We start from the raw sequence: 22,538 nt of genomic DNA on the forward strand, positions 1-22,538 counted from the left end.
CGGCTAGTAGGAAATGTGTCGCCTGTGCCTGGCCGCTCCGCGCCGAACTGACGCGAAGAGGCCAGGCACACCCGATCAGAGCCTGAAGCGCCCCACCAACCCTTGCAAATGGGTGCCCAGCCGCGCCAGCTCCACGCTGGAGCTGGCCGTCTCCTCACTGGCCGCCGAGGTCTGGTCGGAAATGTCCCGCACATTCATCACGCTGCGGTTGATCTCTTCGGCCACGGCCGTTTGCTCTTCTGCCGCGGTGGCGATCTGCTGGTTCATCGCCTGGATGGACGACACGGTGCGGGTGATGGTTTCCAGCGAGCTGCCGGCGCGGCGGGTCAGCTCGACGCTGCTGTCAGTCAGTTGGCGGCTGCTGTCCATCACGCTGGCCACCCGCTGGGTTCCGCTTTGCAAGCCGGCAATCAGTTCTTCGATTTCTTCGGTCGACTGCTGGGTGCGCTGGGCCAGGCTGCGTACCTCGTCGGCCACCACGGCAAAGCCGCGCCCGGCTTCGCCTGCACGGGCAGCCTCGATCGCTGCGTTGAGCGCCAGCAAATTGGTCTGTTGAGCCACCGACTTGATCACGTCGAGCACGCTGCCGATCTTGTCGCTCTCGGCCTTGAGCTGGTTCATCGCTTCGCTGGAGTTGATCACTTCGCCGGCCAGGCGCTCGATCTGCGCCACCGCTTCGCCCACCACCCGGTCACCTTCACGGGCCTGCTGGTCGGCCATCAAGGCCGCTTCCGAGGCTTGCTCGGCATTGCGTGCCACGTCGTGCACGGTCGCGGTCATCTGGTTCATGGCAGTCGCCACCTGATCGGTCTCGACCTTCTGGTTGTTGACCCCGACGCTGGTCTGCTCGGTCACCGCCGACAGTTGCTCGGCCGCACTGGCGATCTGCGTTACCCCATCGCCGATGCCACCGATCAGCTCGCGCAAGCCTTGGGTCATGCGCTGCATGCTGGCTTGCAACTGGCCCAGCTCGTCACGGCGGTCTACCGGCAGGTTGTGGCTGAGGTCGCCGCTGGCTACCCGCTCGGCGGCGCTCAGGGTCTGGCGCAGGGGCACGACGATCTGCCGGGTAATCGCCCAGGCTGCCAGCAGGCCAAGGGCCAGCGCCAGCACCGTGGCGATCAGCAGCAGGGTCTTGGCCTGGGCGGCAGCGCTATCCCGTACGGCGGTCTGGGAGGTGGTCATCGCCTCGCTGGTCTGCAGCAGCGCCGCGCCGAACTCGACCATGCGTTGCAAGGCTTGATCGCTGGCCGTCTGGGCAGCGCCGAACTGGCTGACCGCATCCCGGTAGCCGCCCATGGCGGTGGTCGCATCGTCCAGACTGGCGGCGTAGTCGGCCGGCACCTTGGCCGGCAGCGCGCGCAGTTCGAGCAAGGCCTGGTCAATGGCTTTCAAAGCGGTTTGCTGGTACTCGGCATTGCCGCTGTAGGTATAACCGCGTACCTGGAAGCGGGCTTGCTGCAGCAGGGCGCTGACCTCCACGGCGGACTGGTATTGGCTTATGTCGCCGCCCTGGCGCAGGCGCTGTTGCACCCGGCTCAGCAGTTCCACGGCCTTGTCGGCGCTATCGCCGAGCACTGCGCGGCTTGCCTCGCGGCGTTGGCCGGCCTGTTTCAGCTCGCCCAAGGCCTGCTGGTAGCCGCGCACGGCCTCGCGCTGCTGCTCCAGGCGCTGGTGGTCGGCGGGCTGCTCGATCTGGCCGAGCATCACTTGCACTTGGCGGTCCAGCGTAGCCAGGGCTTTTTCCACGTCTGCGATCGAGGCTTCGTCGCGCTCGCGTTGATAGCGCTGGCGGGCGATACGCAGTTCCTGGGTGTGCTGCTGAATGACCGAGATATTCCCCAGCTTGTCGCCACGGGCGGTGATGCTGTCCATGCCGTGCCAGCCGGTCAGGGTGATGGCCACGGTCAATAGCAGGACCAGGCCGAAACCCATTCCCAGTTTGCGGTTCACGCTCATATTGCCCAGCGATTGGGCTAACCATTGATACATGTAGACTCCCGGTCGGCTTGGCAGCACGAAACTTTGTTGTGTTGCCAAGGCCATCGGCCCGGGAAGGGGAAACTTGATGGGCGATTAGGTGGCGTTTGCGTCAGAAAATGCGCGAAAGCAGCGCAGTGACGGCCGTTTCCACGCGCAGAATGCGCTCACCCAGCTGCACGGGCGCCAGGCCTGCCTTGCCCAGCAGGTCGATTTCGTAAGGAATCCAGCCACCTTCGGGGCCGATGGCCAGGGTCACGGGCTGGTCCACGGCGCGCGGGCAGGCAGGGTACGGGCCGGGGTGACCGACCAGGCCCAGGGTACCAGCAGCGATCGCGGGCAGGCGGTCTTCGACGAACGGCTTGAAGCGCTTCTCGATGATCACCTCGGGCAGTACCGTGTCGCGGGCCTGTTCCAGGCCGAGGATCAGGTTGTCCCGAATGCTCTCCGGCTGCAGGAACGGCGTTTGCCAGAAGCTTTTCTCGACCTTGTAGCTGTTCAGCAGGATCAGCCGCGGTACACCCAGTGTGGCCACGGTCTGGAACAGCCGGCGCAGCATCTTCGGGCGGGGTACAGCCAGCACCAGGGTCAGCGGCAGTTTGGCCGGCGGTTGCTGGTCGAAGGCTACCTCCAGCTCGGCCTGGTGCGGTGCCAGGCGCAGCACCGTGGCCTTGCCCATCAAGCCGTTGACGCGGCCCACGCGCAGCTGGTCGCCGACCGCCACGCGGTGGATTTCCTGCATGTGGGTGAAGCGCCGGTCAGCCAGCACAACGCGGTCGGCCGCAACGAAGTCGGCCTGTTCAAGCAGCAGCAGGTTCACGGTTGAGTCGCTGGCGGCTGGTCGTTGGAATCGTCGGCAGTTTCGTCGTGGGCACTGCGCTTGCGCACCAGGCTGCCGCACAGCACGCCGACTTCGAACAACAACCACATGGGTACGGCCAGCAGGGTCTGCGAGAAGATGTCCGGTGGCGTGAGGATCATGCCGACCACGAAGCAGCCGATGATCACGTAAGGGCGGATCTTCTTCAGGTACTTCACGTCGACCACGCCGATCCACACCAGCAGCACCACCGCCACCGGGATCTCGAAGGCCACGCCAAAGGCGAAGAACAACGTCATCACGAAATCGAGGTAGTTGGCGATGTCGGTCATCATGGCCACGCCTGCCGGGGTGGCTGCCGCGAAGAACTTGAACATCAGCGGGAACACCAGGAAATAGGCGAACGCCATACCGGCATAGAACAGCAGGATGCTCGACACCAGCAGCGGGATCGCGATGCGCTTTTCGTGGCGGTACAGCCCAGGCGCGATGAAGCCCCAGATCTGCTGGAGGATGAAGGGGATGGCCAGGAACAGCGACACGATCATGGTCAGCTTGAACGGCGTGAGGAACGGGGAGGCCACGTCGGTGGCGATCATCGTTGCGTTGGCCGGCAAGTGATCACGCAGGGGGGCGGAGACCAGGGTGTAGATCTGCTGGGCGAAGGAGAACAGCCCGGCAAAGATCAGGAAAATGACCGCAACGCAGCGCAGCAGGCGGGTGCGCAGTTCGGTCAGGTGCGAAACCAGCGGCATTGGCTGGTCGTGTTCCGGATTCTCGCTCATGGGGCTCGCGGCGGTTGAGGCGGTTCAGTGGTTGTGCCCGGGGTGGCCGGTGTTTCCACTGGCCTGGCTGCGACCCCGGCGGGTGGCTGCACGGTGGCGGTGGTCACGGGCGGCTGTGCCGGTGGCGTCAGCGGGTTGAGGATGCGCTTGGCTTCCTCTTCCATCTGCAGGATGTGCTCGTTGTGCAGCTGACGGCGGATGTCGTCGGCGCCGATTTCACGCTCCACTTCCATCTTGATGCTGTTGAAGCTGCGCTTGAGCCGCCCGATCCACAAACCTGCGGTGCGGGCGGCGCCTGGCAGGCGCTCGGGGCCGAGCACCAACAGGGCGACCAGGCCGACGAGCAGCAGCTCGCTGAAACTGATGCCGAACATGGGTCAGTCTTTCCGCTGTGGCTCTTGGACCGGCTGTGCCTGGCCCTCGATGGTGTGGCCTGGCTGCGGCTGGGCGGTGTTCTGCACCGGCGGCACAGGCTGGGCAGGCGGCGGGGTTTGCTCGGCCGGCTTGTGCTCTTCATCGTTCATGGCCTTGCGGAAGCCCTTGATCGACTCGCCCAGGTCACTGCCGAAGTTCTTCAGCTTCTTGGTGCCGAATACCAGCACCACGACCACCAGCAGGACGATCCAGTGTTTCCAGTCAAAGATACCCATTTCGTACTCCTGAAAAAATGTCAGTGAAGCTTCAGGGGCGCCCGGCGCCCCCCGCAAATGCATCAGGCAGAAGGCGTTCGCGCAGCCTTCTCATCATGTCCGGACAGCCCGAAGCGGCGCTCCAGTTCGTCCAGCACCGCTTGCGGATGCTGGCCCAGCGCGCTGAGCATCACCAGGCTATGAAACCACAGGTCGGCGGTTTCGTAGATGACATCGCTGTAATCCTTGCTGTGCGCGGCGTCCTTGGCGGCGATGATGGTTTCGACCGACTCTTCGCCGAGCTTTTCAAGGATCTTGTTCAGGCCCTTGTGGTACAGGCTGGCCACATAGGAGCTGTCGGGCGCCGCTTGCTTGCGTTCTTCAAGCACGGCGGCCAGGCGGTTGAGGGTGTCGCTCATGTCAGTGTCCTGCGCTGTAGATGGCACCCGGGTCCTTGAGGACAGGGTCGACGATGTTCCACTGGCCGTCTTCGTAGACGCGATAGAAACAGCTTTCACGGCCGGTATGGCAGGCAATATGGCCCAGTTGCTCGACCATCAGGATGATGACGTCGGCGTCGCAGTCCAGGCGCAGCTCATGCAGCTTCTGCACATGCCCGGACTCTTCGCCCTTGCGCCACAGCTTGCCACGCGAGCGCGACCAGTAGATGGCGCGTTGCTCGGCGGCCGTGAGCGCCAGCGATTCGCGGTTCATCCAGGCCATCATCAGCACCCGTCCGGTCTTGTGGTCCTGGGCGATCGCTGGCACCAGGCCATCGCTGTTCCACTTGATCTCGTCCAGCCAGTCTTTCATCGTCGACTCCAAAGCGAGCCCGCTCCTGTACCGGGCCATTTGCGCTAGTGTGCCAGCCACAGGCGCGGCTGGCTATTGGCGCACGATCAGGTAAAGGCCGGCGGCCAGCATCAGCCAGGCTGGCCAGGCTGCAGGCGCGGCCAGGCTGGCGGCCTCGGCAGCACCCGCGGCCAGTACCGCGCCCCCGCCCAGCAGGCCGGCACCCAGCAGGCGCAGCGCCCAGCGGTCGCCCTTGCGGCGCTCTGGCAGTTGCGGGTCATGCAAATGCGGTTGCGACAGGCGTTCGAGCAGGTCGCGGGTCATACCGGCCAGGTGCGGCAACTGCTCGACATGGCTGTGCAGGTTGCCGAACATGGCCTTGGGGCTGTAGCGCTCGCGCATCCAGCGTTCCAGGTAGGGCTTGGCGGTGCTCCACAGGTCCAGGTCAGGGTACAGCTGGCGGCCTAGGCCTTCGATGTTGAGCAAGGTTTTTTGCAGCAGCACCAACTGCGGCTGCACTTCCATGTTGAAGCGCCGTGCGGTCTGGAACAGGCGCATCAGCACCTGGCCGAAGGAAATATCCTTTAACGGTTTTTCGAAGATCGGTTCGCACACGGTGCGGATCGCGGCTTCGAATTCGTTGACCTTGGTATGCGCCGGGACCCAGCCCGAATCGATGTGCAGCTCGGCCACACGCCGGTAGTCGCGCTTGAAGAAGGCAAACAGGTTGCGCGCCAGGTAGTCCTGGTCTTCGGCGGTGAGGCTGCCGACGATCCCGCAGTCGATGGCGATGTACTGCGGGCTCCACGGTTTGACCGTGCTGACGAAGATGTTGCCCGGGTGCATGTCGGCATGGAAGAAGCTGTCGCGGAACACCTGGGTGAAGAACACCTCCACACCCCGTTCGGCCAGCAGCTTCATGTCGGTGCGCTGGTCGGCCAGGGTAGCCATGTCGGTCACGGGCACGCCATAGATGCGCTCCATGACCAGCACCTTGGGGCGGCACAGGTCCCAGTACACCTGGGGCACGTACATCAGCTCGGACCCTTCGAAGTTACGCCGCAGCTGGCTGGCATTGGCCGCTTCGCGCAACAGGTCGAGCTCGTCGTAGATGGTTTTTTCGTAGTCGCCGACGATGTCCACCGGGTGCAGGCGGCGGGCATCGGCCGAGGCGCGCTCGGCGGCCTTGGCAATCAGGAACAGCCAGGCCAGGTCCTGGGCGATGACCGGCTTGAGGCCGGGGCGTACCACCTTGACCACCACCTCTTCGCCCGTTTTCAGGCGCGCGGCATGCACCTGGGCGACCGAGGCCGAGGCCAGCGGCTCGACGTCGAAGCGGCTGAACAGCTCGCCCACCTTGGCACCCAGTTGCGCTTCGATCAACGCCACGGCGTGTTTCGGGTCGAATGGCGGCACGCGGTCCTGCAGCAGCATCAGCTCGTCGGCGATGTCGGGGGGCAGCAGGTCGCGGCGGGTGGACAGCAACTGGCCGAACTTGATGAAGATCGGCCCCAGGTCCTGCAGCGCCAGGCGCAGACGTGCGCCACGGTTGAGCTCGGACGGCTTGCGTGGCAGCCAGCGCCACGGCATCAGCAGGCGCAGGCTGGCCAGCCACCAGGGCAGCAGGGGTTGATCGAACAGCAGGTCATCCAGGCGGTAGCGGATGACCACACGCTGAATGCGGAAAAGGCGGCGGACGGCGAGCAGCTTCATGCGTTATCGCTGGAATCAAGGGATCGGGAAAGGCGCTTGAGGCGCGCCTCAAGGCGTTCGGTGTCGAGTTTCAGGGCATCGAGTTCGCTGAAGGCAGCCTCGGCTTCGCGCTTGCCGACCAGCGTGCGCGACTCTTCGGCCAGGTACTCGGACAAATTCTGGCTGAAGCGCGCCAGGCCCTGGCGGGTCCAGCGTGCGCGCAGGCGGATGTGGCCGGCCAGCATGGCCGTGGCCACCGGGCCGAGCCAGCGTTGCAACTCGTGCTCCCAGTCCAGTTCCAGGTCCTGCAGCACACCGAACAGGTCGAGCAGCACGGCGCTGTCGCCGTGCAGCTCGACCTGCGGGCTGTGCAACACGCCAGTCTTGTCCTTGGTCACGGCCAGTTGCACCAGGCTGCCGGCCGGGGCGCGCAGGCTGCAGTCGACCTCGCCTTCCCAGTGGGCGGCGAGCATCAGGCCCTCTTCATCGGGCAGGATGAACACCTGCAAGGCCGGTTGGCGGCAGTCTATCTCGATGACCTTGCCCGCCAGCGCGCCCAGCCGCGGCAGGGCCGTGCTGTCCATGCGCAGGACGCGGTTCAGGCCCTGTTCGACACTGGCGAGCAGCCCGGCCAGCAGCATCAGGGCTTGATTCCCCGGTGCACGGCAACAATGCCGCTGGTCATGTTGTGGTAGGTGACGCGGTCGAAGCCGGCCTCGACCATCATGCTTTTCAGGGTTTCCTGGTCGGGGTGCATGCGGATCGACTCGGCGAGGTAACGGTAGCTTTCGGAGTCGTTGGTGATCAGCTTGCCGGCCAGGGGCATGAAGGCGAACGAGTAGGCATCGTAGGCCTTGGACATGAGCTTGTTGGTCGGCTTGGAGAACTCCAGGATCAGCAAGCGGCCACCGGGCTTGAGTACACGCAGCATCGAACGGATGGCTGCATCCTTGTGGGTGACGTTGCGCAGGCCGAAGGCGATGGTCACGCAATCGAAGTGGTTGTCCGGGAACGGCAGCTTTTCCGCGTCGGCCTGCACGAATTCGATGTTGCCGGCCACGCCGCGGTCCAGCAGGCGGTCACGGCCAACCTTGAGCATCGAGTCGTTGATGTCGGCCAGTACCACTTGCCCGGTCGGGCCGACCAGGCGCGAAAACTTGGCGGCAAGGTCGCCGGTACCACCGGCGATGTCCAGCACGCGGTTGCCGCTGCGCACACCCGAGAGCTCGATGGTGAAGCGCTTCCACAGGCGGTGCATGCCGCCGGAGAGCACGTCGTTCATCAGGTCGTACTTGGCAGCTACCGAATGGAATACCTCGGCAACTTTCTTGGCTTTCTGGCTTTCAGGGACGTCCTGGTAGCCGAAATGGGTGGTGGGTTCGGCGTGGTCGCCTTTGCGCTGGTCGTTCATATCGCTTCACCGGAAAAAATTACCGCCATTCTAGGGCGAACGGGCGGATTTGTCTTGGCAGGGTGTGCCTGTGGCCGGGGGCGGGCATAATGCCGATTATGTCTACATCTTCAGGAACACCTGCATGACCCAGATCAGCGTCGAACGCAAACACTCCCTCGGCCGTGACGCCGCCCGTGCCAAGGCCCAGGCGCTGGTCGACAAGCTCAGCCGCGAGTACGACCTCCAGGCCACCTGGAACGGTGACCGGGTCGATGTGGCGCGCAGCGGCGCCAAGGGTAGCGTGCAGATCGGCGAAGACAGCATCCGCGTGGAGCTGAAACTGGGCATGATGCTGTCGATGATGAGCGGCACCATCAAGGGCGAGATCGAGCGGGCCCTGGACAAGGCACTGGCCTGACGCCCGCTTTATTCAGCTGGCGGGGAACGGGATCAGGTCTTCGATCTGGTCCAGGCGCAGGTCACCCCGGTACACCTGGCAACGCTCCGCCGAAGCCTGTGCCCGTTGCAAGCGCTCGTCGCGGCCCATGGCCTCCGGAAACTTCAAATGGCCTTTGGCAAAGCGCCGGGCATTGGCGGTGGCGGTGGTGTAGTGGAAGTGCGCCTCCCAGAGCTTCTGCCTGGGCTGCAGGCGATAGATGTCGTACACATCCAGAAAGTCATTGGGCTTGAGCTGTTTGCGCGCCCTGTGGGTCAGTGGTTGCTCGGGTACTGCATCCTGGCGATCGGTCTCGGCCGCCAGGTTGGCCATGTCATCCTCGCCCAGGCTTATCAGTAGATTGAGCTCAACGATGTAGGCCTCGAGTTGGCTGCTGTCCACCGCAGGCATGTTGCGTGAAAGCAGGTAATGGGCATTGCTCAGGGCCAGCTTGTATTCGCGAAGGGCGCTCTCCAGGGGCGCCTTCTGTTGTTCGGGTGTCAGGCCGGCGGCAGCCAGGCTGTCGTGGCTCAGCAGTGCTTCGTGAAAATGCTTGCCGCGCAGGGTTTGCTGGGCGAGCAGGGTACTTTCGAAATCGTCTGCGCTGAGCCGGTCCCTGCGGACGACGAGTTGATGCAGGTCACTGATGATCTGGGCCCTGTGGTAGATAAAGCAGTGCGCCGATCTTAGGGTGAAGATTCTAATTCCTGCCTCTACCTTATGCTCAAGCCCACCCTCCATGGGCGGTTCCTCCTCCACTCATGAGCATGAGGTACAGAGCATGGCCAAAGTGAATGTGAAGAAAAAGGCGGACGCGCCGGGCACGCTGGGTGAGGTGCGGGGTTACGCACGCAAGATCTGGCTGGCGGGCATCGGCGCCTATGCGCGTGTCGGCCACGAAGGCGCCGACTATTTCCAGGCGCTGGTCAAGGCCGGCGAAGGTGTCGAGAAGCGGGGCAAGAAGCGCATTGATAAAGAGCTGGACGCCGCCAACCAGCAGATCGATGACGCCGCCCAGGAAGTGAGCCGCGTACGTGGCAAGGTTGAAATTCAACTCGACAAGATCGAAAAAGCTTTCGACGCACGGGTAGGGCGCGCCTTGAATCGCCTTGGCATACCGTCTAAACATGACGTTGAGGCGCTGTCGATCAAGCTTGAACAGCTGCACGAGCTGCTTGAGCGCGTCGCGCACAAACCATAAGGAGAGCAGGATGGCTGGCAAGAAGAATACCGACAAAGCAGGCAGCACCTGGGTCGGCGGGATCGAAAAGTACTCCCGCAAGATCTGGCTGGCGGGGCTGGGTATCTATTCGAAGATCGACCAGGACGGCCCCAAGCTTTTCGACTCGCTGGTGAAAGATGGCGAGAAGGCCGAAAAGCAGGCCAAGAAGAGCGCCGAAGATGTGGCCGAAAGCGCCAAGTCTTCGACCACTTCGCGGGTGTCCGGCGTGAAGGACCGGGCGCTGGGCAAGTGGAGCGAACTCGAAGAGGCTTTCGATAAACGCCTGAACAGCGCCATCTCGCGCCTGGGTGTACCCAGCCGCAACGAAATCAAGGCCCTGCACCAGCAGGTAGACAGCCTGACCAAGCAGATCGAGAAGCTGACCGGTGCCTCGGTGGCGCCGGTTTCGTCGCGAGGGGCCGCAGCCAAGCCGGCAGCCAGCAAGGCGGCAGCCAAGCCACTGGCCAAGGCGGCAGCGGCCAAACCCGCAGGCAAAACCGCTGCGGCGAAACCTGCAGCCAAGGCGGCAGCAGCGAAACCCGCCGCCAAGCCTGCGGCAAAGCCGGCAGCAGCCAAACCGGCAGCAGCCAGGAAGCCTGCAGCGAAGAAAGCACCGGCCAAGCCGGCGGCCAGCGCCGCACCTGCCGCAACCGACGCCCCGGCCCCGGCTGCAGCCCCGGCCAGCAACACGCCGTCGGCGGCCAACGGGACCGGTACCCTGATCTGATACCGCAACGGCCTCTTCGCGGGTGGCCCCGCGCCTCAGGTTCAGCACAACCCTGCAGGCGCGGGTTCACCCGCGAATGCGTTGGCGGCGGCAGCACAGCCCCTGCAGGGCTAGTCCTCCAGATACTTCATCGCCAACTGCTCGGCTGCCCCCCGGGCCTGAGCCTGCAGGTGCGGCGCCACCAGCATCATCACCTGGTACACCACGATCCCCACATCCCCTTCGCGCCCCAGCACCCGCTGGTAATCCAGCGAGAACAGCAGCGTCAGGGTGATCTGTTCCACCAGTTGCCCCAAGGCCTGGGTGTCACTCTGTACCAGGCCCTGGCCCTTGAGGCTGGCCAGCAGTGCCGCCAGCGTGCGCTTCAGGGCGTTGATCAGGCTGCGCATGCCGCGGGCCAGCTTGGGCAGGCGCCCGGTCAGGTTCGACAGGTCCTGGAACAGAAACCGGTACTGCGCCATGTGCTCGACGATCAGGTGCAGGAACAGCCAGTAGTCCTCGGCATCCAGGCGCACTTCCAGCGGCGGGTCCAGCAGCGGCATCAGCGCTTCCTCGAAGCGCTCGAACAACCCCAGTACCAGGGGCTCCTTGCCGTGGAAGTGGTAGTAGAGGTTGCCCGGGCTGATACCCAGCTCGTTGGCAATCTCCAGGGTCGATACGTTCGGCTCGCCCTGCTGGTTGAACAGCTGCAGGGCGCACTCAAGGATACGATCGCGGGTTTTCATCCGGTCGGTCTGCTCATCGGGTCAGCACATAGGTGCCGGGCGCAGGGGCCAGGGGCGGGTGGGTGGCGTTGCCCAGGTCGTTGCGTGGCGCCTTGAGCGGACCGGAGCGCTGGGTGATCCACGCCAGCCACAACGGCCACCAGCTACCCTCGCTGCGCGTAGCCTCGTGGAACCATGCGCGCGGGTCACTGCTCAGGCTGGGGTTGGTCAGGTAATAGGCCTTGGGGTTGCCTGGCGGGTTGATGATGCTCTGGATATGCCCGCTGTTGGCCAGCACGAAGCGGCGCTCACCGCCCAGCAGCAAGGCCGACCGGTACACCGCGTCCCAGGGGGTGATGTGGTCGTTGCTGCCGGCGACGGTAAAACTGTCCACGCTGACCTGTTGCAGGTCGATTGGCGTGCCGCAGACCTCCAGCCCGGCCGGGTAGGTCAACGGGTTGAGCTTGAAGAAATCCAGCAGGTCGCCATGCAATGCGGCAGGCAGGCGCGTGCTGTCGGCGTTCCAGTAGAGAATGTCGAACGCAGGCGGTGTCTTGCCGAGCAGGTAGTTGTTGACCCAGTAGTTCCAGATCAGGTCGTTGGGGCGCATCCAGGCAAACACCCGCGCCACTTCGGCGCCGTCCAGCACGCCGCGCTGGTGAGAGCGGCGTTTGGCTGCCTGCAGGGTCTGCTCGTCGGCGAACAGGCTGGCCGGGCTGTCGAACTTGCTGTCCAGCAGGCTGACCAGGTAGGTGGCACTGCGCACCCGGCGCAACTGGTTCCTGGCTTGCAGGTGGCCTTGCAAGGCGGCCATGGTCAGGCCGCCGGCGCAAGCGCCCATGAGGTTGGGGTCGCGGTTGCCGCTGATGCGGCGGCAGGCATCCAGGGCTTCTTCCAGCGCCTGCACGTAGCTGGACAGGCCCCATTCACGATGGCGCGGGTCTGGGTTGCGCCAGCTGACCATGAACACTTGCAAGTTGTTCTTGAGCATGTACTGGACGAAGCTGTTGTTCGTGCTCAGGTCGAAGATATAGAACTTGTTGATCTGCGGCGGCACCACCAACAGCGGGCGGCTGTGCTGTTTTTCACTCATCGGCCGGTACTGGATCAGCTCCAGCAGCTCGTTGCGAAATACCACGGCCCCAGGGGTGGCGGCCAGGTTGCGGCCCACGTCGAAGGCCCGCTCATCGACCTGGCGCGGCAGGCCATCGTTGTGGCGCAGGTCTTCGAGCAGGTGGGCCAGGCCGCGCACCAGGCTCTGGCCACCGGTGTTGAACAGTTCCTTCACGGCCAGCGGGTTGAGCAGCGAGTTGCTGGGGGCCAGCGCATCGTTGAGCAGGTTGAACAGAACGTGGGCGCGGGCCCGGTCATCGTCATGCAGCTGGCTTTCGTCGATCCACTGGCGGGTCTGCTGCTGCCAGGCCAGGTAGGCTTGCAGGCCTCGGCGGTAGAACGGGTTCAGGCTCCATGCAGGGTCGCTGAACCGGTTGTCACGCGGGTTGGGTTGAAGCGGTGAATCGCCCAGCATCACCCGCCCCAGTTGCCCGCCAAGGGCCAGCAGGTGATGGGCGGTATGCAACGGGTGGCGCAGGCCGTGGCGGCCGACATTGCGTAGCGTGGCCAGCAGGTCGCGGCCGCGCAGGCCGAGCATGGCATGCTGCACGGTCATTCTGCCGGCAGGGACCGTTTGCGATCCTTTGGCCGGTTTGTCTGTCATGGCAACACTCCCTTGTCTGACCCATTGCGCGTTATAGCCCCTTTCGCGGTGCTGGCGCTTACCCTCCCGAGGCCGGGCGCGGGTGCATCACGGCGCGCTGACGTTCTTGCTGCAGGAACTTCATGATGATTGGCGCGACAGCCTCGGCTCGGGTAATCAGGAACAAATGGCCGTCGTCGATAATATGTAGCTCGGCGTTGGGAATCCGCCAGGCCAGCAGGCGCATGTTAACCAGCGGGATCAGCGGGTCGTCGTCGCCCGCCAGCACCAGGGTCGGCTGCTGGATCTTGTGCAGCCAGTGAATGCTGGTCCAGCCCAGGCCGGCGAACAGCTGCCAGTAGTAGCCCATCTTGCCGCCGGAGCGCACCTTGGCTGCGTGGTGCATGGCCAGCTCTGGGTCCCGGCGAAAACCGCCACCGTAGATCAGCGGGGCAATGCGCAAGACATGCGATGGCTGCACATAGCGCCTGGGGCTGGCCATCATCCACAGCACCTTGGGCTTGCCGGGTACCATCACGGCACCGGCGGCAGTGGCGGCGAGTATCAGCTTCCTGCAGCGTTCGGGGTAGTCGTGGGCGAACTGCTGGGCCAGGGCGCCGCCCCAGGACACCCCAATCACATTGACCTGGCCGTAATCGAGGTAATCGAGCATCCGTGCCGTCAGCTTGGCCAGCCCGGGGAAGCGATACGGGTGGCGCGGGGTGGACGAGCCGCCGACACCGGGAACGTCGAAAGCGATCACTTCCAGGTCCGGGTCCAGTGCTTCGATGAACGGGAATACCAGCTCCAGGTTGGCGCCGATGCCATTGAAGATCAGCAGCGGCGTCAAGTGCGGCTTGCCGGGGCGGACGGCGGTGCGGATGGACTGGTTGTCCAGCTCGACGGTCCGGAAGATATACGGTTGCGTCATGCGCGTGACTCTTGGGTGAAATGAACACCGTGGCGCCCTGAGGGCCGCCACGGCGCTGCCACTCAACGCTCGTGAACGTAGGTGCCTGGGGCCGCCTCGCCCGCAGCATAGGCACGGTTGCCCAGGCGGGTCGGCGCTTTTTTCAGTTCGCCTGCGCGCTCGGCCAGCCAGCCTTGCCAGTGCAGCCACCAGGAGTCGGCATGCTTGGTGGCATTTTCCTGCCAGGCCAGCGGATCACCCGGGCGGTCGTCACCGGTCATGAAGCGTGCCTTGGGGTTGCCCGGTGGGTTGAGGATGCTCTGGATATGCCCGCTGTTGGACAGCACGAACTCGATCTTGCCCCCGAACAGGTGGGCCGAGCGGTAGCACGACTGCCACGGGGTAATGTGGTCAGCGGTACCCGCCACGCTGAAAATGTCGCACTGCACGTTTTTCAGATCGATGGGGGTGCCGCACACTTCCAGGGCGTTGGGGCGCGTCAGCGGGTTGGTCTTGAACATTTCGATCAGGTCGCCATGGAAGGCGGCGGGCAGGCGCGTGGTGTCGTTGTTCCAGAACAGGATGTCGAACACCGGCGGCTCGTTGCCGAGCAGGTAGTTGTTCACCCAGTAGTTCCAGATCAGGTCGTTGGGGCGCATCCAGGCGAACACCTTGGCCCTCTCGCTGCCTTCCAGCACACCGGCCTGGTAGGAGTGGCGCTTGGCGGCTTCCAGGGTCTGCTCGTCGACGAACAGCGCCACCTGGGTATCCATCGTGGTGTCCAGCACGCTGACCAGCAGGGTCAGGGCATTGACCTTGTGCTCGCCGAGGGCTGCGTAGTGCCCTACCAGTGCCGTGCAGGTGATGCCGCCAGAGCAGGCACCGAGCATGTTCAGGTCCTTGCTGCCGGTAATCGCCAATACGGCGTCGACGGCTTCCTTGAGTGCGTCGATGTAGGTGGACAAGCCCCATTCACGCTGGGCCTTGGTCGGGTTGCGCCAGCTGATGATGAAGGTTTGCTGCTGCGAGCGCAGGCAAAAACGAGCCAGGCTCTTTTCCGGGCTCAGGTCGAATACGTAGAACTTGTTGATCTGCGGCGGCACCACCAGCAGTGGCCGGGCGTGCACCTGTTCGGTGATCGGGCTGTACTGGATCAGTTCCAGCACATCATTGCGGTACACCACCGCGCCTTCGCTGGTGCCCAGGTTCTTGCCCACCTCGAAGGCGTCCATGTTCACCTGGCTAGGCATGCCGCCGTTGTTGACCATGTCCTTGGCCAGGTTGGACAAGCCGTCGAGCAGGCTCTTGCCACCGGTCTCGAAGAAGCGCTTGACCGCCGCCGGGTTGGACAAAGTGTTGGTCGGCGCCATGGCTTCGGTCATCAGGTTGATGACGAACTGGCCGCGGCTGATGTCCTGAGGTGACAGGTCACTGCTGCCGATCCAGTCCTGCAGTTCGTTGCGCCAGGCCAGATACGTCTGCAGGTAGCGGCGGTACAGTGGGTTGCTGCTCCAGGCCGGGTCGTTGAAGCGTCGGTCGTCGCTTTCCGGGGCCAGGCTGGACTTGCCCAGCAGGACGTTTTTCAGTTCCAGGCCAAAATGGGCCACGTGCTTTGCGCTGTGCAGCGGTTGGCGCACGGCCTGACGCAATACGGTGCGTGCCGAACTCAGCAGGTCTTTGCGGCGAATGCCGATGATCGGGTTCAGCCCCAGGGTGTTTTCCGAGGCCTGCCGCTGCAGCTCATCGTTGTTCTTGTTATTCATCTACGACGCTCCGTTGTCCTGAGACGAGTACCGGTTGCTGTGACGGGGGCACAGCCCTGAGCCCGGTACTGCTACTCGGGTGACCAGTGATAAGGAACAGCGGTGCTGCGGGGTTCTGAATACCTGCAGCGTGATGCAGGGAACTTGCCACTCACATTGGTTACCCGACTTTCATGTAATGCGCAAGACAGCCCGTCACTGGGCCGTCTGACAATCATTCAAACAGATGAAACTAGAAAATGCGCTCTAAACCTTGCAGCCCTTGCGCTAGAGCATGAATTTGACGACCGACTCCGCCGGGTCGCGGGACTTGCCGGCCTTGTGCAGCTCGTCGAGGTATTCGGCCCACAGCTCGTTTTGGCGCAGGCACAGCTGTTCCAGGTATTCCCAGGTGAACAGGCCGCTGTCATGGCCGTCGTCGAAGGTCAGTTTCAGTGCATATTGGCCGGCTGGCTCGATGCCGCTGAGGCCGACGTTGAGCTTGCCGAATTGCAGAATGGGGTTGCCGTGGCCCTGGACCTCGGCGGAGGGGGAGTGCACGCGCAGGAACTCGGCGGGCAGGGTGTAGACCTCACCGGGCGCATAGGTAAGGCTGAGGGTTTTCGAGGCTTTGTGCAGGTTGATGGCGGTGGGCATGCGGGCCATGGGCTGAATCTCTTCTTGGCGACAAGACTCAAGCTTCAAGCTTCGAGCCTCAAGCTGCAAGAGGAGATGGCCAAGACATGTAACGGCCATGTTTTGCGGTGCTGCAAGCGACGCCTAACAGCTCGTCGCTTGCAGCTTGCCGCTTACAGGATGTAACGCGACAGGTCTTCGTTCTGCGCCAGCTCACCCAGGTGGCTGTTCACATAGGCCGCGTCGATCTGGATCGGCGTTTCGTCATGGGCGCTGGCCAGGTCACCGGCACTGAACGACACCTCTTCAAGCAGGCGCTCCAGCAGGGTATGCAGGCGACGGGCACCGATGTTCTCGGTTTTCTCGTTGACCTGATAGGCAATTTCGGCCAGGCGCTTGATGCCGTCGGCGACGAACTCGATGTTCAGGCCTTCGGTTTTCAGCAGCGCCTGGTACTGCTCGGTCAGCGAAGCGTGCGGCTCGCGCAAAATACGCTCGAAGTCTTCCGGGGTCAGTGCCTTGAGCTCTACACGGATCGGCAGGCGGCCTTGCAGCTCGGGTACCAGGTCGCTGGGCTTGCTCAGGTGGAACGCGCCCGAGGCAATGAACAGGATGTGGTCGGTCTTGACCATACCCAGCTTGGTGTTGACGGTGCAGCCTTCGATCAGCGGCAGCAGGTCGCGCTGCACGCCTTCACGGGACACATCGGCACCGCCCACATTGCCGCGCTTGGCGACCTTGTCGATTTCGTCGATGAACACGATACCGTGCTGCTCGACCGCTTCCAGGGCCTTGGCCTTGAGCTCTTCCTCGTTGACCAGGCGGCCCGCTTCTTCATCGCGGACCATCTTCAGCGCTTCTTTGACCTTCAGCTTGCGCGCCTTGCGCTTGCCCTTGCCCATGTTGGCGAACAGGCTTTGCAGCTGGTTGGTCATTTCTTCCATGCCGGGCGGCGCGGCAATTTCGACACCTACGGCATCGGCGACTTCGATCTCGATTTCCTTGTCATCCAGCTGGCCTTCGCGCAGGCGCTTGCGGAACAGCTGGCGGGTGTTGGAGTCGCTACTGGTCTGCGCGGCTTCCTCGTTGAAGCTGGTCACCCGCGCCTGCGGCAGCAGGGCATCGAGAATACGGTCTTCGGCGGCGTCTTCGGCGCGGTGGCGCACACGGATGATCTCCTGCTCGCGCAGCATCTTCAGTGCGGCATCGGCCAGGTCGCGGATGATCGACTCGACGTCACGGCCGACGTAGCCGACTTCGGTGAACTTGGTGGCTTCGACCTTGAGGAACGGGGCGTTGGCCAGCTTGGCCAGGCGGCGGGCGATTTCGGTCTTGCCGACACCGGTCGGGCCGATCATCAGGATGTTCTTCGGCGTCACTTCGGCGCGCAGCTCAGCCGGCAGCTGCATCCGCCGCCAGCGGTTGCGCAGGGCAATGGCCACGGCGCGCTTGGCGTCGTCCTGGCCGATGATGTGGCGGTTGAGTTCGTGGACGATCTCGCGGGGGGTCATGGACATGATCAATTGGGTCCTTGGGCAGATGAGTCAGCGTGGAAAAGCCCCATCACCGGGATGGGGCGCCAGAACAGCTGAGTCAGTCGGCCAGGTCCTGCTCCTCGATGGTCAGGTTATGGTTGGTGAACACGCAGATGTCGCCGGCGATGTTCAGGGCGGTCTCGGCGATTTCACGGGCCGAGAGGTCGGTCTTGTTCAGCAGTGCGCGGGCGGCAGCCTGGGCGTAGGCACCACCGGAACCCATGGCGATCAAGCCATCTTCGGGTTCGACCACGTCGCCGTTGCCGGTGATGATCAGCGAGGCATCCTTGTTGGCCACGGCCAGCATGGCTTCCAGGCGGCTCAGGGAACGGTCGGTACGCCATTCCTTGGCCAGCTCGACGGCAGCACGGATCAGGTGGCCCTGGTGTTTCTCCAGCTGCCCTTCAAAGCGCTCGAACAGGGTGAATGCGTCGGCGGTGGCACCGGCGAAGCCGGCGATGACCTGGCCGTGGTACAGGCGGCGCACTTTCTTGGCGTTGCCTTTCATTACCGTGTTGCCGAGGGATACCTGGCCGTCGCCGCCCATGACGACTTTGCCGTTACGGCGGACAGAAACGATGGTGGTCAAGGGGAGAGTCTCCACGCAGCGGGGCGAAAGTGCCTGATGCAGACTCATATGGGGGTGGGGGGGAGAGTTTCAAGCTTCAAGCTACAAGCGACAAGAAAAAGCAGATCGGTGGGTGGCTTGCTTCTTCTTCAAGCTGCAAGCTGCAAGCTGCAAGCTGCAAGCTGCAAGCTGCAAGCTGCAAGCTACAAGCTACAAGCTACAAGCTACAAGCGGCAAGAAAAAGCAGATCCGTGGGAGGCTTGCTTCTTCTTGCGACTTTCGACTTTCGACTTTCGACTTGCAGCTTGCAGCTAGCCCTTAGGCCTCGTGGCAAACGTGCCCATCGACCAAGGTATAACGCACTGCACCCGGCAGGCAGTGGCCGATGAACGGGCAGTTCTCACCCCGCGACAGCCATTGCTCGCCGGCAACGGTCGAGGCTTGCGGGTCGAACAGCACCAGGTCGGCCGCGCCGCCTGCTTTCAACTCACCCGCAGGCAGGCGCAGGGCGGCAGCCGGGCCGCTGCTCAGGCGGGCGAGCAGGGTGGGCAGGTCGAGCAGGCCGTCCTGCACCAGGGTCATGGCCAGCGGCAGCAGCAACTCGACGCTGCTGATACCCGGTTCGGTAGCACCGAAAGGGGCCAGCTTGGCATCGCGTTCGTGCGGCTGGTGGTGGCTGGAAATCGCCTGGATCACGCCAGACTTGACCGCTTCACGCAGGCCGTCACGGTCAGCAGCAGTACGCAGCGGTGGCTGCACGTGGTACAGGCTGGAGAACTCGCGCAGCGACTCGTCGGTGAGAATCAGCTGGTACAGCGCCACGTCAGCGGTTACCGGCAGGCCAAGTGCCTGGGCCTGGGCGATCAGCCGCGCGCCACGGGCGCTGGTGATCTGGCTGAAGTGCGCGCGCACGCCACTCTGCTCGACCAGCAGCAGGTTGCGCGCCAAGGCCACGGTTTCGGCGCTTTCCGGAATGCCCGGCAAGCCAAGGAAGCTGGCCATGGCGCCTTCATGGGCCAGGCCGCCCTGGGCCAGGTCGCGGTCCTGGGAATGGAACACCACGGTCAGGTCGAAGGTGGCGGCATACTCCAGGGCGCGGGCCAAGGTACGGTTGTTGGGGATTTCCTTCAGGCCGTTGCCGAATGCCACGCAGCCGGTGTCACGCAGGGCCACCAGCTCCGCCAGTTGCTCGCCTTCCAGGCCCTTGGTCAGGGCGCCGATCGGGTAGACCTTGCTGTTGGCCGCTTCGCGGGCACGGTCGAGAATCAGCTCGGCCACGGCCGAGGTGTCCAGCACCGGCTTGGTTTGCGGTGGGCAGCACAGGCTGGTCACGCCGCCGGCCACGGCTGCGCGGGTTTCGCTGGCGATGTTGCCTTTGCGGCTAAAGCCCGGTTCGCGCAGGGACACGCCAAGGTCGACCAGGCCAGGCGCGGCAACCAGGCCTTGCGCCTGGATCGTGCGGCTGGCGCTGAAACCGGCCGGGGCGGCGCCGATGGCAGCAATGCGGCCACCGTCCAGGTGCAGGTCGGTGACCTGGTCTAGGCCGCTGTTGGGGTCGATGACCCGGGCGCCAAGAATGCTGATGGTCACTGGGCGTTCTCCTGGTCGAATTGACGTTGCGCGTTTTGCCCGCTCATGGCCATGGACAGCACTGCCATGCGTACAGCGATGCCGTAGGTAACCTGGTTGAGGATCACCGAATGCTTGCCGTCGGCCACCGCCGACTCAATCTCCACGCCCCGGTTGATCGGGCCTGGGTGCATGACGATGGCATCCGGCTTGGCCCCGGCCAGGCGGGCGGTGGTCAGGCCGAACAGGCGGTAGAACTCGCCTTCGCTGGGCAGCAGGCCACCGGCCATGCGCTCACGCTGCAGGCGCAGCATGATCACCACGTCGACATCCTTCAGGCCCTCGGCGAGGTCGGTGTAGACCTTCACGCCGTACTGCTCGATACCGACCGGGATCAGGGTTTTCGGCCCGATCACGCGAATGTCCGGGCAACCCAGGGCCTTGAGCGCCAGCATGTCGGAGCGGGCTACCCGCGAGTGCAGGATATCGCCGACGATCGCTACCGACAGGTTCTCGAAGCTGCCCTTGTGGCGACGGATGGTCAGCATGTCGAGCATGCCCTGGGTCGGGTGCGCATGGCGGCCGTCACCACCGTTGATCACGGCAACGTGCGGGCACACGTGCTCGGCGATGAAATGCGCAGCCCCCGAGTCGGAGTGGCGCACGACGAACATGTCGGCGGCCATGGCTTCGAGGTTGCGCAGGGTGTCGAACAAGGTCTCGCCCTTGCTGGTCGAGGACGTCGACACATTCAGGCTGATCACGTCGGCAGACAGGCGCTGGGCTGCCAGCTCGAAGGTGGTGCGGGTACGGGTCGAGTTCTCGAAGAACACGTTGCACACGGTCTTGCCGCGCAGCAAAGGGACTTTTTTCACGGCCCGGGCACCGACTTCCAGGAAGGAGTCGGCGGTGTCGAGGATCTCGGTGAGCAGTTCGCGGGGCAAACCGTCAAGCGAGAGGAAGTGGCGCAGCTGGCCCTGGTCATTGAGCTGCAGCGGGCGCTTGGCGTCGATTGGCGTCATCGCGGGGGACTCTTAAAGGGCGGAAGCGGGGGCGAGGTCCTGGCGCTCGAGGGCGAGCGGTGCGGGTCCGGTCAATTTTACCCGTTCATCGGGGGCCAGCGACAGGGTGGTGCCGACCACATTCGGGCGGATTGGCAGTTCGCCGGCATCCAGGTCCACCAGGCAGACCAGGGTGACGCTGGCCGGGCGGCCATAATCGAACAGTTCGTTGAGCGCCGCGCGGATGGTGCGGCCGCTCATCAGCACGTCATCCACCAACACCAGGTGCTGACCTTCGACTTCGAACGGCAGCTCGGACGGGCGTACCTGCGGGTGCAGGCCATTCTGGCTGAAGTCATCGCGGTAGAACGAGACGTCCAGGGTACCCATGGCACTCTCGTCGCCCATGGCCTCCTGCAGGGCCTGGGCAACCCAGACACCACCTGTACGAATACCGATGTAACGCGGCCCGCTGATGCTGCGGCGGGCCAGGTGGGCGCGAAGGTCGACAGCCATCTGCCGGACCAGCTCGGCGGGGTTGGGTAGGCTCATTGCGGGCTCCTCGGAAGGGTGCGCCGGGCGTGGCCGGCGGCAAAGATGATCAGGTATTGGCCTCCAGCCAGCCTTGCAGCAACAGGGCCGCGGCGATGGCATCGACCGGGTTGTCGCGGTAGCTGCCGCGCTGGCCGCCACGGGCCATGCGCTCGCCTTTGGCCTCGAAAGTGGTCAGGCGCTCGTCGTGGGTGTGCACGGGCAGGTTGAAGCGGCCATTGAGGCGGCGGGCAAATTTTTCGGCGCGGGCGCTCATTTCGCTGGGCGTGCCGTCCATGTTCAATGGCAGGCCGACGACGATGGCGTCCGGCTTCCATTCGGCAATCAGCTTTTCCACCTGGGCCCAGTCCGGCACGCCGTTCTGCGCCTTCAGCGTGCACAGCTCACGGGCCTGGCCGGTGATGACCTGGCCGACGGCCACACCGATCTGTTTGCTGCCATAGTCGAAACCCAGCAGCAGGCGTAGTTCGGTCATCAGGCGTGGCCCGCCTGGCTGGTCAGCAGGTGCAGGTTGATGCCCAGGCTGGCGGCGGCGGCCTCCAGGCGCAGGTCACTGGCCATTTCAAAGATGATTTGCGGGTCGAACGGGCAGTTGAGCCAGGCATTTTCGGCCAGCTCCGCTTCCAGCTGGCCGGCTTCCCAGCCGGCATAGCCGAGCGTGATCAGGCTTTGCTTGGGGCCGACCCCGGCGGCAATGGCCAGCAGGATGTCCTGCGACGTGCTCAGCGTCAGCCCTTCCAGCGCCACGCTCGCCTGGAAGCTGCACTCGCTGCTGTGCAGCACGAAGCCACGGTCGGTCTGCACCGGGCCGCCCTGGTAGATCGGCACTTGCAAAGTGCTGTCCGGCGGCGTTTCGTCCGGGCGCAATTGCTCGAGAATATCGGCCAGGCTCAGTTCCTGCGGCCGATTCACCACCAGGCCCATGGCACCATGGGCGTTGTGCTCGACAATGTACGTGAGGGTCTGGGCGAAGTTCGGATCGGCCATGTGCGGCATGGCGATCAGGAACTGATGCTTGAGGTAGCTCGGGGCGAGGGTTTTCATGGGGGATAGTGTGGCGCCAGGTGGCGGGGCTGACAAGGTCCGCTTTGTGTCGTTTGGTTGGTCAGTGTCTTGAGGGTTTTGTTGGTTGTGAGATCGAGCGCCGCC

The 22,538-nt window shown here is 64.1% G+C and carries 26 protein-coding genes and 1 pseudogene; 3 read left to right on the forward strand and 24 right to left on the reverse strand.

From position 1 onward, the window contains the following. Positions 1-75: 75 nt before the first annotated feature. The 11 genes and pseudogenes from B3361_RS24055 to ubiE all read right to left on the reverse strand — a co-directional run bounded on the left by B3361_RS24055 (position 76) and on the right by ubiE (position 8,109). On the reverse strand, positions 76-948 hold the full coding sequence (locus tag B3361_RS24055; RefSeq protein ID WP_414708856.1) for a methyl-accepting chemotaxis protein: 873 nt from the start codon (positions 946-948) through the stop codon (positions 76-78). Next, a pseudogene (locus B3361_RS24060) lies at positions 931-2,046 on the reverse strand (methyl-accepting chemotaxis protein); the annotation flags it as partial. The pseudogene B3361_RS24060 and the gene B3361_RS24055, both read right to left, overlap by 18 nt. A gap of 46 nt (positions 2,047-2,092) precedes the next feature. After that, the gene (locus B3361_RS09430; RefSeq protein ID WP_054905295.1) at positions 2,093-2,800 is read right to left on the reverse strand and encodes a 16S rRNA (uracil(1498)-N(3))-methyltransferase; all 708 of its coding nucleotides are present in this window, start codon (positions 2,798-2,800) and stop codon (positions 2,093-2,095) included. Beyond that, positions 2,797-3,585, reverse strand: a complete 789-nt coding sequence (tatC, locus tag B3361_RS09435; protein WP_009684304.1) for a twin-arginine translocase subunit TatC — start codon at positions 3,583-3,585, stop codon at positions 2,797-2,799. The genes B3361_RS09430 and tatC overlap by 4 nt, the downstream gene beginning before the upstream one ends. Continuing rightward, positions 3,582-3,959 carry a Sec-independent protein translocase protein TatB gene (gene tatB / locus B3361_RS09440; RefSeq protein ID WP_009684305.1) on the reverse strand — a complete coding sequence of 126 codons (378 nt, stop codon included), beginning with the start codon at positions 3,957-3,959 and terminating at the stop codon, positions 3,582-3,584. The genes tatC and tatB overlap by 4 nt, the downstream gene beginning before the upstream one ends. A gap of 3 nt (positions 3,960-3,962) precedes the next feature. Next, on the reverse strand, positions 3,963-4,235 hold the full coding sequence (locus B3361_RS09445) for a twin-arginine translocase TatA/TatE family subunit (protein WP_029886370.1): 273 nt from the start codon (positions 4,233-4,235) through the stop codon (positions 3,963-3,965). 62 nt (positions 4,236-4,297) lie between these two features. After that, positions 4,298-4,633 (reverse strand): phosphoribosyl-ATP diphosphatase, encoded by a 336-nt coding sequence (locus tag B3361_RS09450; RefSeq protein WP_009684306.1) that lies wholly within the window; start codon positions 4,631-4,633, stop codon positions 4,298-4,300. A gap of 1 nt (position 4,634) precedes the next feature. Continuing rightward, a complete protein-coding gene (hisI, locus tag B3361_RS09455) occupies positions 4,635-5,027 on the reverse strand; it encodes a phosphoribosyl-AMP cyclohydrolase (protein ID WP_054905294.1) in 393 nt (130 codons plus the stop codon). Positions 5,028-5,099: 72 nt separating this feature from the next. Then, positions 5,100-6,719, reverse strand: coding sequence for a ubiquinone biosynthesis regulatory protein kinase UbiB (gene ubiB / locus B3361_RS09460; protein WP_054905293.1), 1,620 nt, complete (start codon positions 6,717-6,719; stop codon positions 5,100-5,102). Further along, positions 6,716-7,339: a ubiquinone biosynthesis accessory factor UbiJ gene (locus tag B3361_RS09465; protein WP_054905292.1), complete on the reverse strand. Its 624-nt coding sequence runs from the start codon at positions 7,337-7,339 to the stop codon at positions 6,716-6,718. Before B3361_RS09465 ends, ubiB begins: the two co-directional genes overlap by 4 nt. Then, entirely contained in the window at positions 7,339-8,109 is a 771-nt protein-coding gene (gene ubiE / locus B3361_RS09470) for a bifunctional demethylmenaquinone methyltransferase/2-methoxy-6-polyprenyl-1,4-benzoquinol methylase UbiE (protein WP_009682367.1), read from the reverse strand. Before ubiE ends, B3361_RS09465 begins: the two co-directional genes overlap by 1 nt. Before the next feature lie 124 nt (positions 8,110-8,233). On the opposite strand from ubiE, the gene B3361_RS09475 reads away from it, so the two are divergent. Continuing rightward, positions 8,234-8,509 carry a polyhydroxyalkanoic acid system family protein gene (locus B3361_RS09475; RefSeq protein WP_009682366.1) on the forward strand — a complete coding sequence of 92 codons (276 nt, stop codon included), beginning with the start codon at positions 8,234-8,236 and terminating at the stop codon, positions 8,507-8,509. Between the two features lie 12 nt (positions 8,510-8,521). Here B3361_RS09475 and B3361_RS09480 read toward each other — a convergent pair whose 3' ends face one another. Continuing rightward, positions 8,522-9,268 (reverse strand): hypothetical protein, encoded by a 747-nt coding sequence (locus tag B3361_RS09480; RefSeq protein ID WP_054905291.1) that lies wholly within the window; start codon positions 9,266-9,268, stop codon positions 8,522-8,524. 40 nt (positions 9,269-9,308) lie between these two features. Between B3361_RS09480 and B3361_RS09485 the strand changes: the two genes are divergently transcribed. Both B3361_RS09485 and B3361_RS09490 read left to right on the forward strand, forming a co-directional pair. Next, entirely contained in the window at positions 9,309-9,728 is a 420-nt protein-coding gene (locus B3361_RS09485) for a phasin family protein (RefSeq protein ID WP_009682364.1), read from the forward strand. A 10-nt stretch (positions 9,729-9,738) separates the two neighbouring features. Next, on the forward strand, positions 9,739-10,476 hold the full coding sequence (locus tag B3361_RS09490) for a phasin family protein (protein WP_054905290.1): 738 nt from the start codon (positions 9,739-9,741) through the stop codon (positions 10,474-10,476). Positions 10,477-10,586: 110 nt separating this feature from the next. On the opposite strand, the gene B3361_RS09495 is transcribed toward B3361_RS09490, so the two are convergent. The 12 genes from B3361_RS09495 to B3361_RS09550 form a co-directional block, all read right to left on the reverse strand. Beyond that, complete coding sequence (locus tag B3361_RS09495) at positions 10,587-11,201, reverse strand: TetR/AcrR family transcriptional regulator (RefSeq protein ID WP_029886365.1); 615 nt, start codon at positions 11,199-11,201, stop codon at positions 10,587-10,589. 13 nt (positions 11,202-11,214) lie between these two features. Further along, positions 11,215-12,897 (reverse strand): class II poly(R)-hydroxyalkanoic acid synthase, encoded by a 1,683-nt coding sequence (phaC, locus tag B3361_RS09500; protein WP_054905289.1) that lies wholly within the window; start codon positions 12,895-12,897, stop codon positions 11,215-11,217. Positions 12,898-12,955: 58 nt separating this feature from the next. Continuing rightward, a complete protein-coding gene (gene phaZ / locus B3361_RS09505) occupies positions 12,956-13,807 on the reverse strand; it encodes a poly(3-hydroxyalkanoate) depolymerase (protein WP_029886363.1) in 852 nt (283 codons plus the stop codon). A gap of 62 nt (positions 13,808-13,869) precedes the next feature. Continuing rightward, the gene (gene phaC, locus B3361_RS09510) at positions 13,870-15,549 is read right to left on the reverse strand and encodes a class II poly(R)-hydroxyalkanoic acid synthase (protein WP_286920190.1); all 1,680 of its coding nucleotides are present in this window, start codon (positions 15,547-15,549) and stop codon (positions 13,870-13,872) included. A 267-nt stretch (positions 15,550-15,816) separates the two neighbouring features. After that, positions 15,817-16,194, reverse strand: a complete 378-nt coding sequence (locus B3361_RS09515; protein ID WP_029886361.1) for a gamma-butyrobetaine hydroxylase-like domain-containing protein — start codon at positions 16,192-16,194, stop codon at positions 15,817-15,819. 143 nt (positions 16,195-16,337) lie between these two features. Next, on the reverse strand, positions 16,338-17,681 hold the full coding sequence (hslU, locus tag B3361_RS09520) for an ATP-dependent protease ATPase subunit HslU (RefSeq protein WP_009682354.1): 1,344 nt from the start codon (positions 17,679-17,681) through the stop codon (positions 16,338-16,340). A gap of 76 nt (positions 17,682-17,757) precedes the next feature. After that, positions 17,758-18,288: an ATP-dependent protease subunit HslV gene (gene hslV / locus B3361_RS09525; RefSeq protein ID WP_009682353.1), complete on the reverse strand. Its 531-nt coding sequence runs from the start codon at positions 18,286-18,288 to the stop codon at positions 17,758-17,760. A 297-nt stretch (positions 18,289-18,585) separates the two neighbouring features. Further along, positions 18,586-19,857, reverse strand: a complete 1,272-nt coding sequence (locus B3361_RS09530) for a dihydroorotase (protein WP_029887681.1) — start codon at positions 19,855-19,857, stop codon at positions 18,586-18,588. Beyond that, on the reverse strand, positions 19,854-20,858 hold the full coding sequence (locus tag B3361_RS09535) for an aspartate carbamoyltransferase catalytic subunit (protein WP_009684474.1): 1,005 nt from the start codon (positions 20,856-20,858) through the stop codon (positions 19,854-19,856). Before B3361_RS09535 ends, B3361_RS09530 begins: the two co-directional genes overlap by 4 nt. Positions 20,859-20,870: 12 nt before the next feature. Further along, on the reverse strand, positions 20,871-21,389 hold the full coding sequence (gene pyrR, locus B3361_RS09540) for a bifunctional pyr operon transcriptional regulator/uracil phosphoribosyltransferase PyrR (RefSeq protein ID WP_054905287.1): 519 nt from the start codon (positions 21,387-21,389) through the stop codon (positions 20,871-20,873). Positions 21,390-21,438: 49 nt separating this feature from the next. Beyond that, positions 21,439-21,864 carry a Holliday junction resolvase RuvX gene (ruvX, locus tag B3361_RS09545; RefSeq protein ID WP_054905286.1) on the reverse strand — a complete coding sequence of 142 codons (426 nt, stop codon included), beginning with the start codon at positions 21,862-21,864 and terminating at the stop codon, positions 21,439-21,441. After that, positions 21,864-22,433, reverse strand: a complete 570-nt coding sequence (locus tag B3361_RS09550) for a YqgE/AlgH family protein (RefSeq protein WP_054905285.1) — start codon at positions 22,431-22,433, stop codon at positions 21,864-21,866. Before B3361_RS09550 ends, ruvX begins: the two co-directional genes overlap by 1 nt. Between the last annotated feature and the right edge of the window lie 105 nt (positions 22,434-22,538).

The sequence above is a fragment of the Pseudomonas sp. UBA6699 genome (assembly GCF_002454615.1).
Classification (GTDB): Bacteria; Pseudomonadota; Gammaproteobacteria; order Pseudomonadales; family Pseudomonadaceae; genus Aquipseudomonas; species Aquipseudomonas juntendi.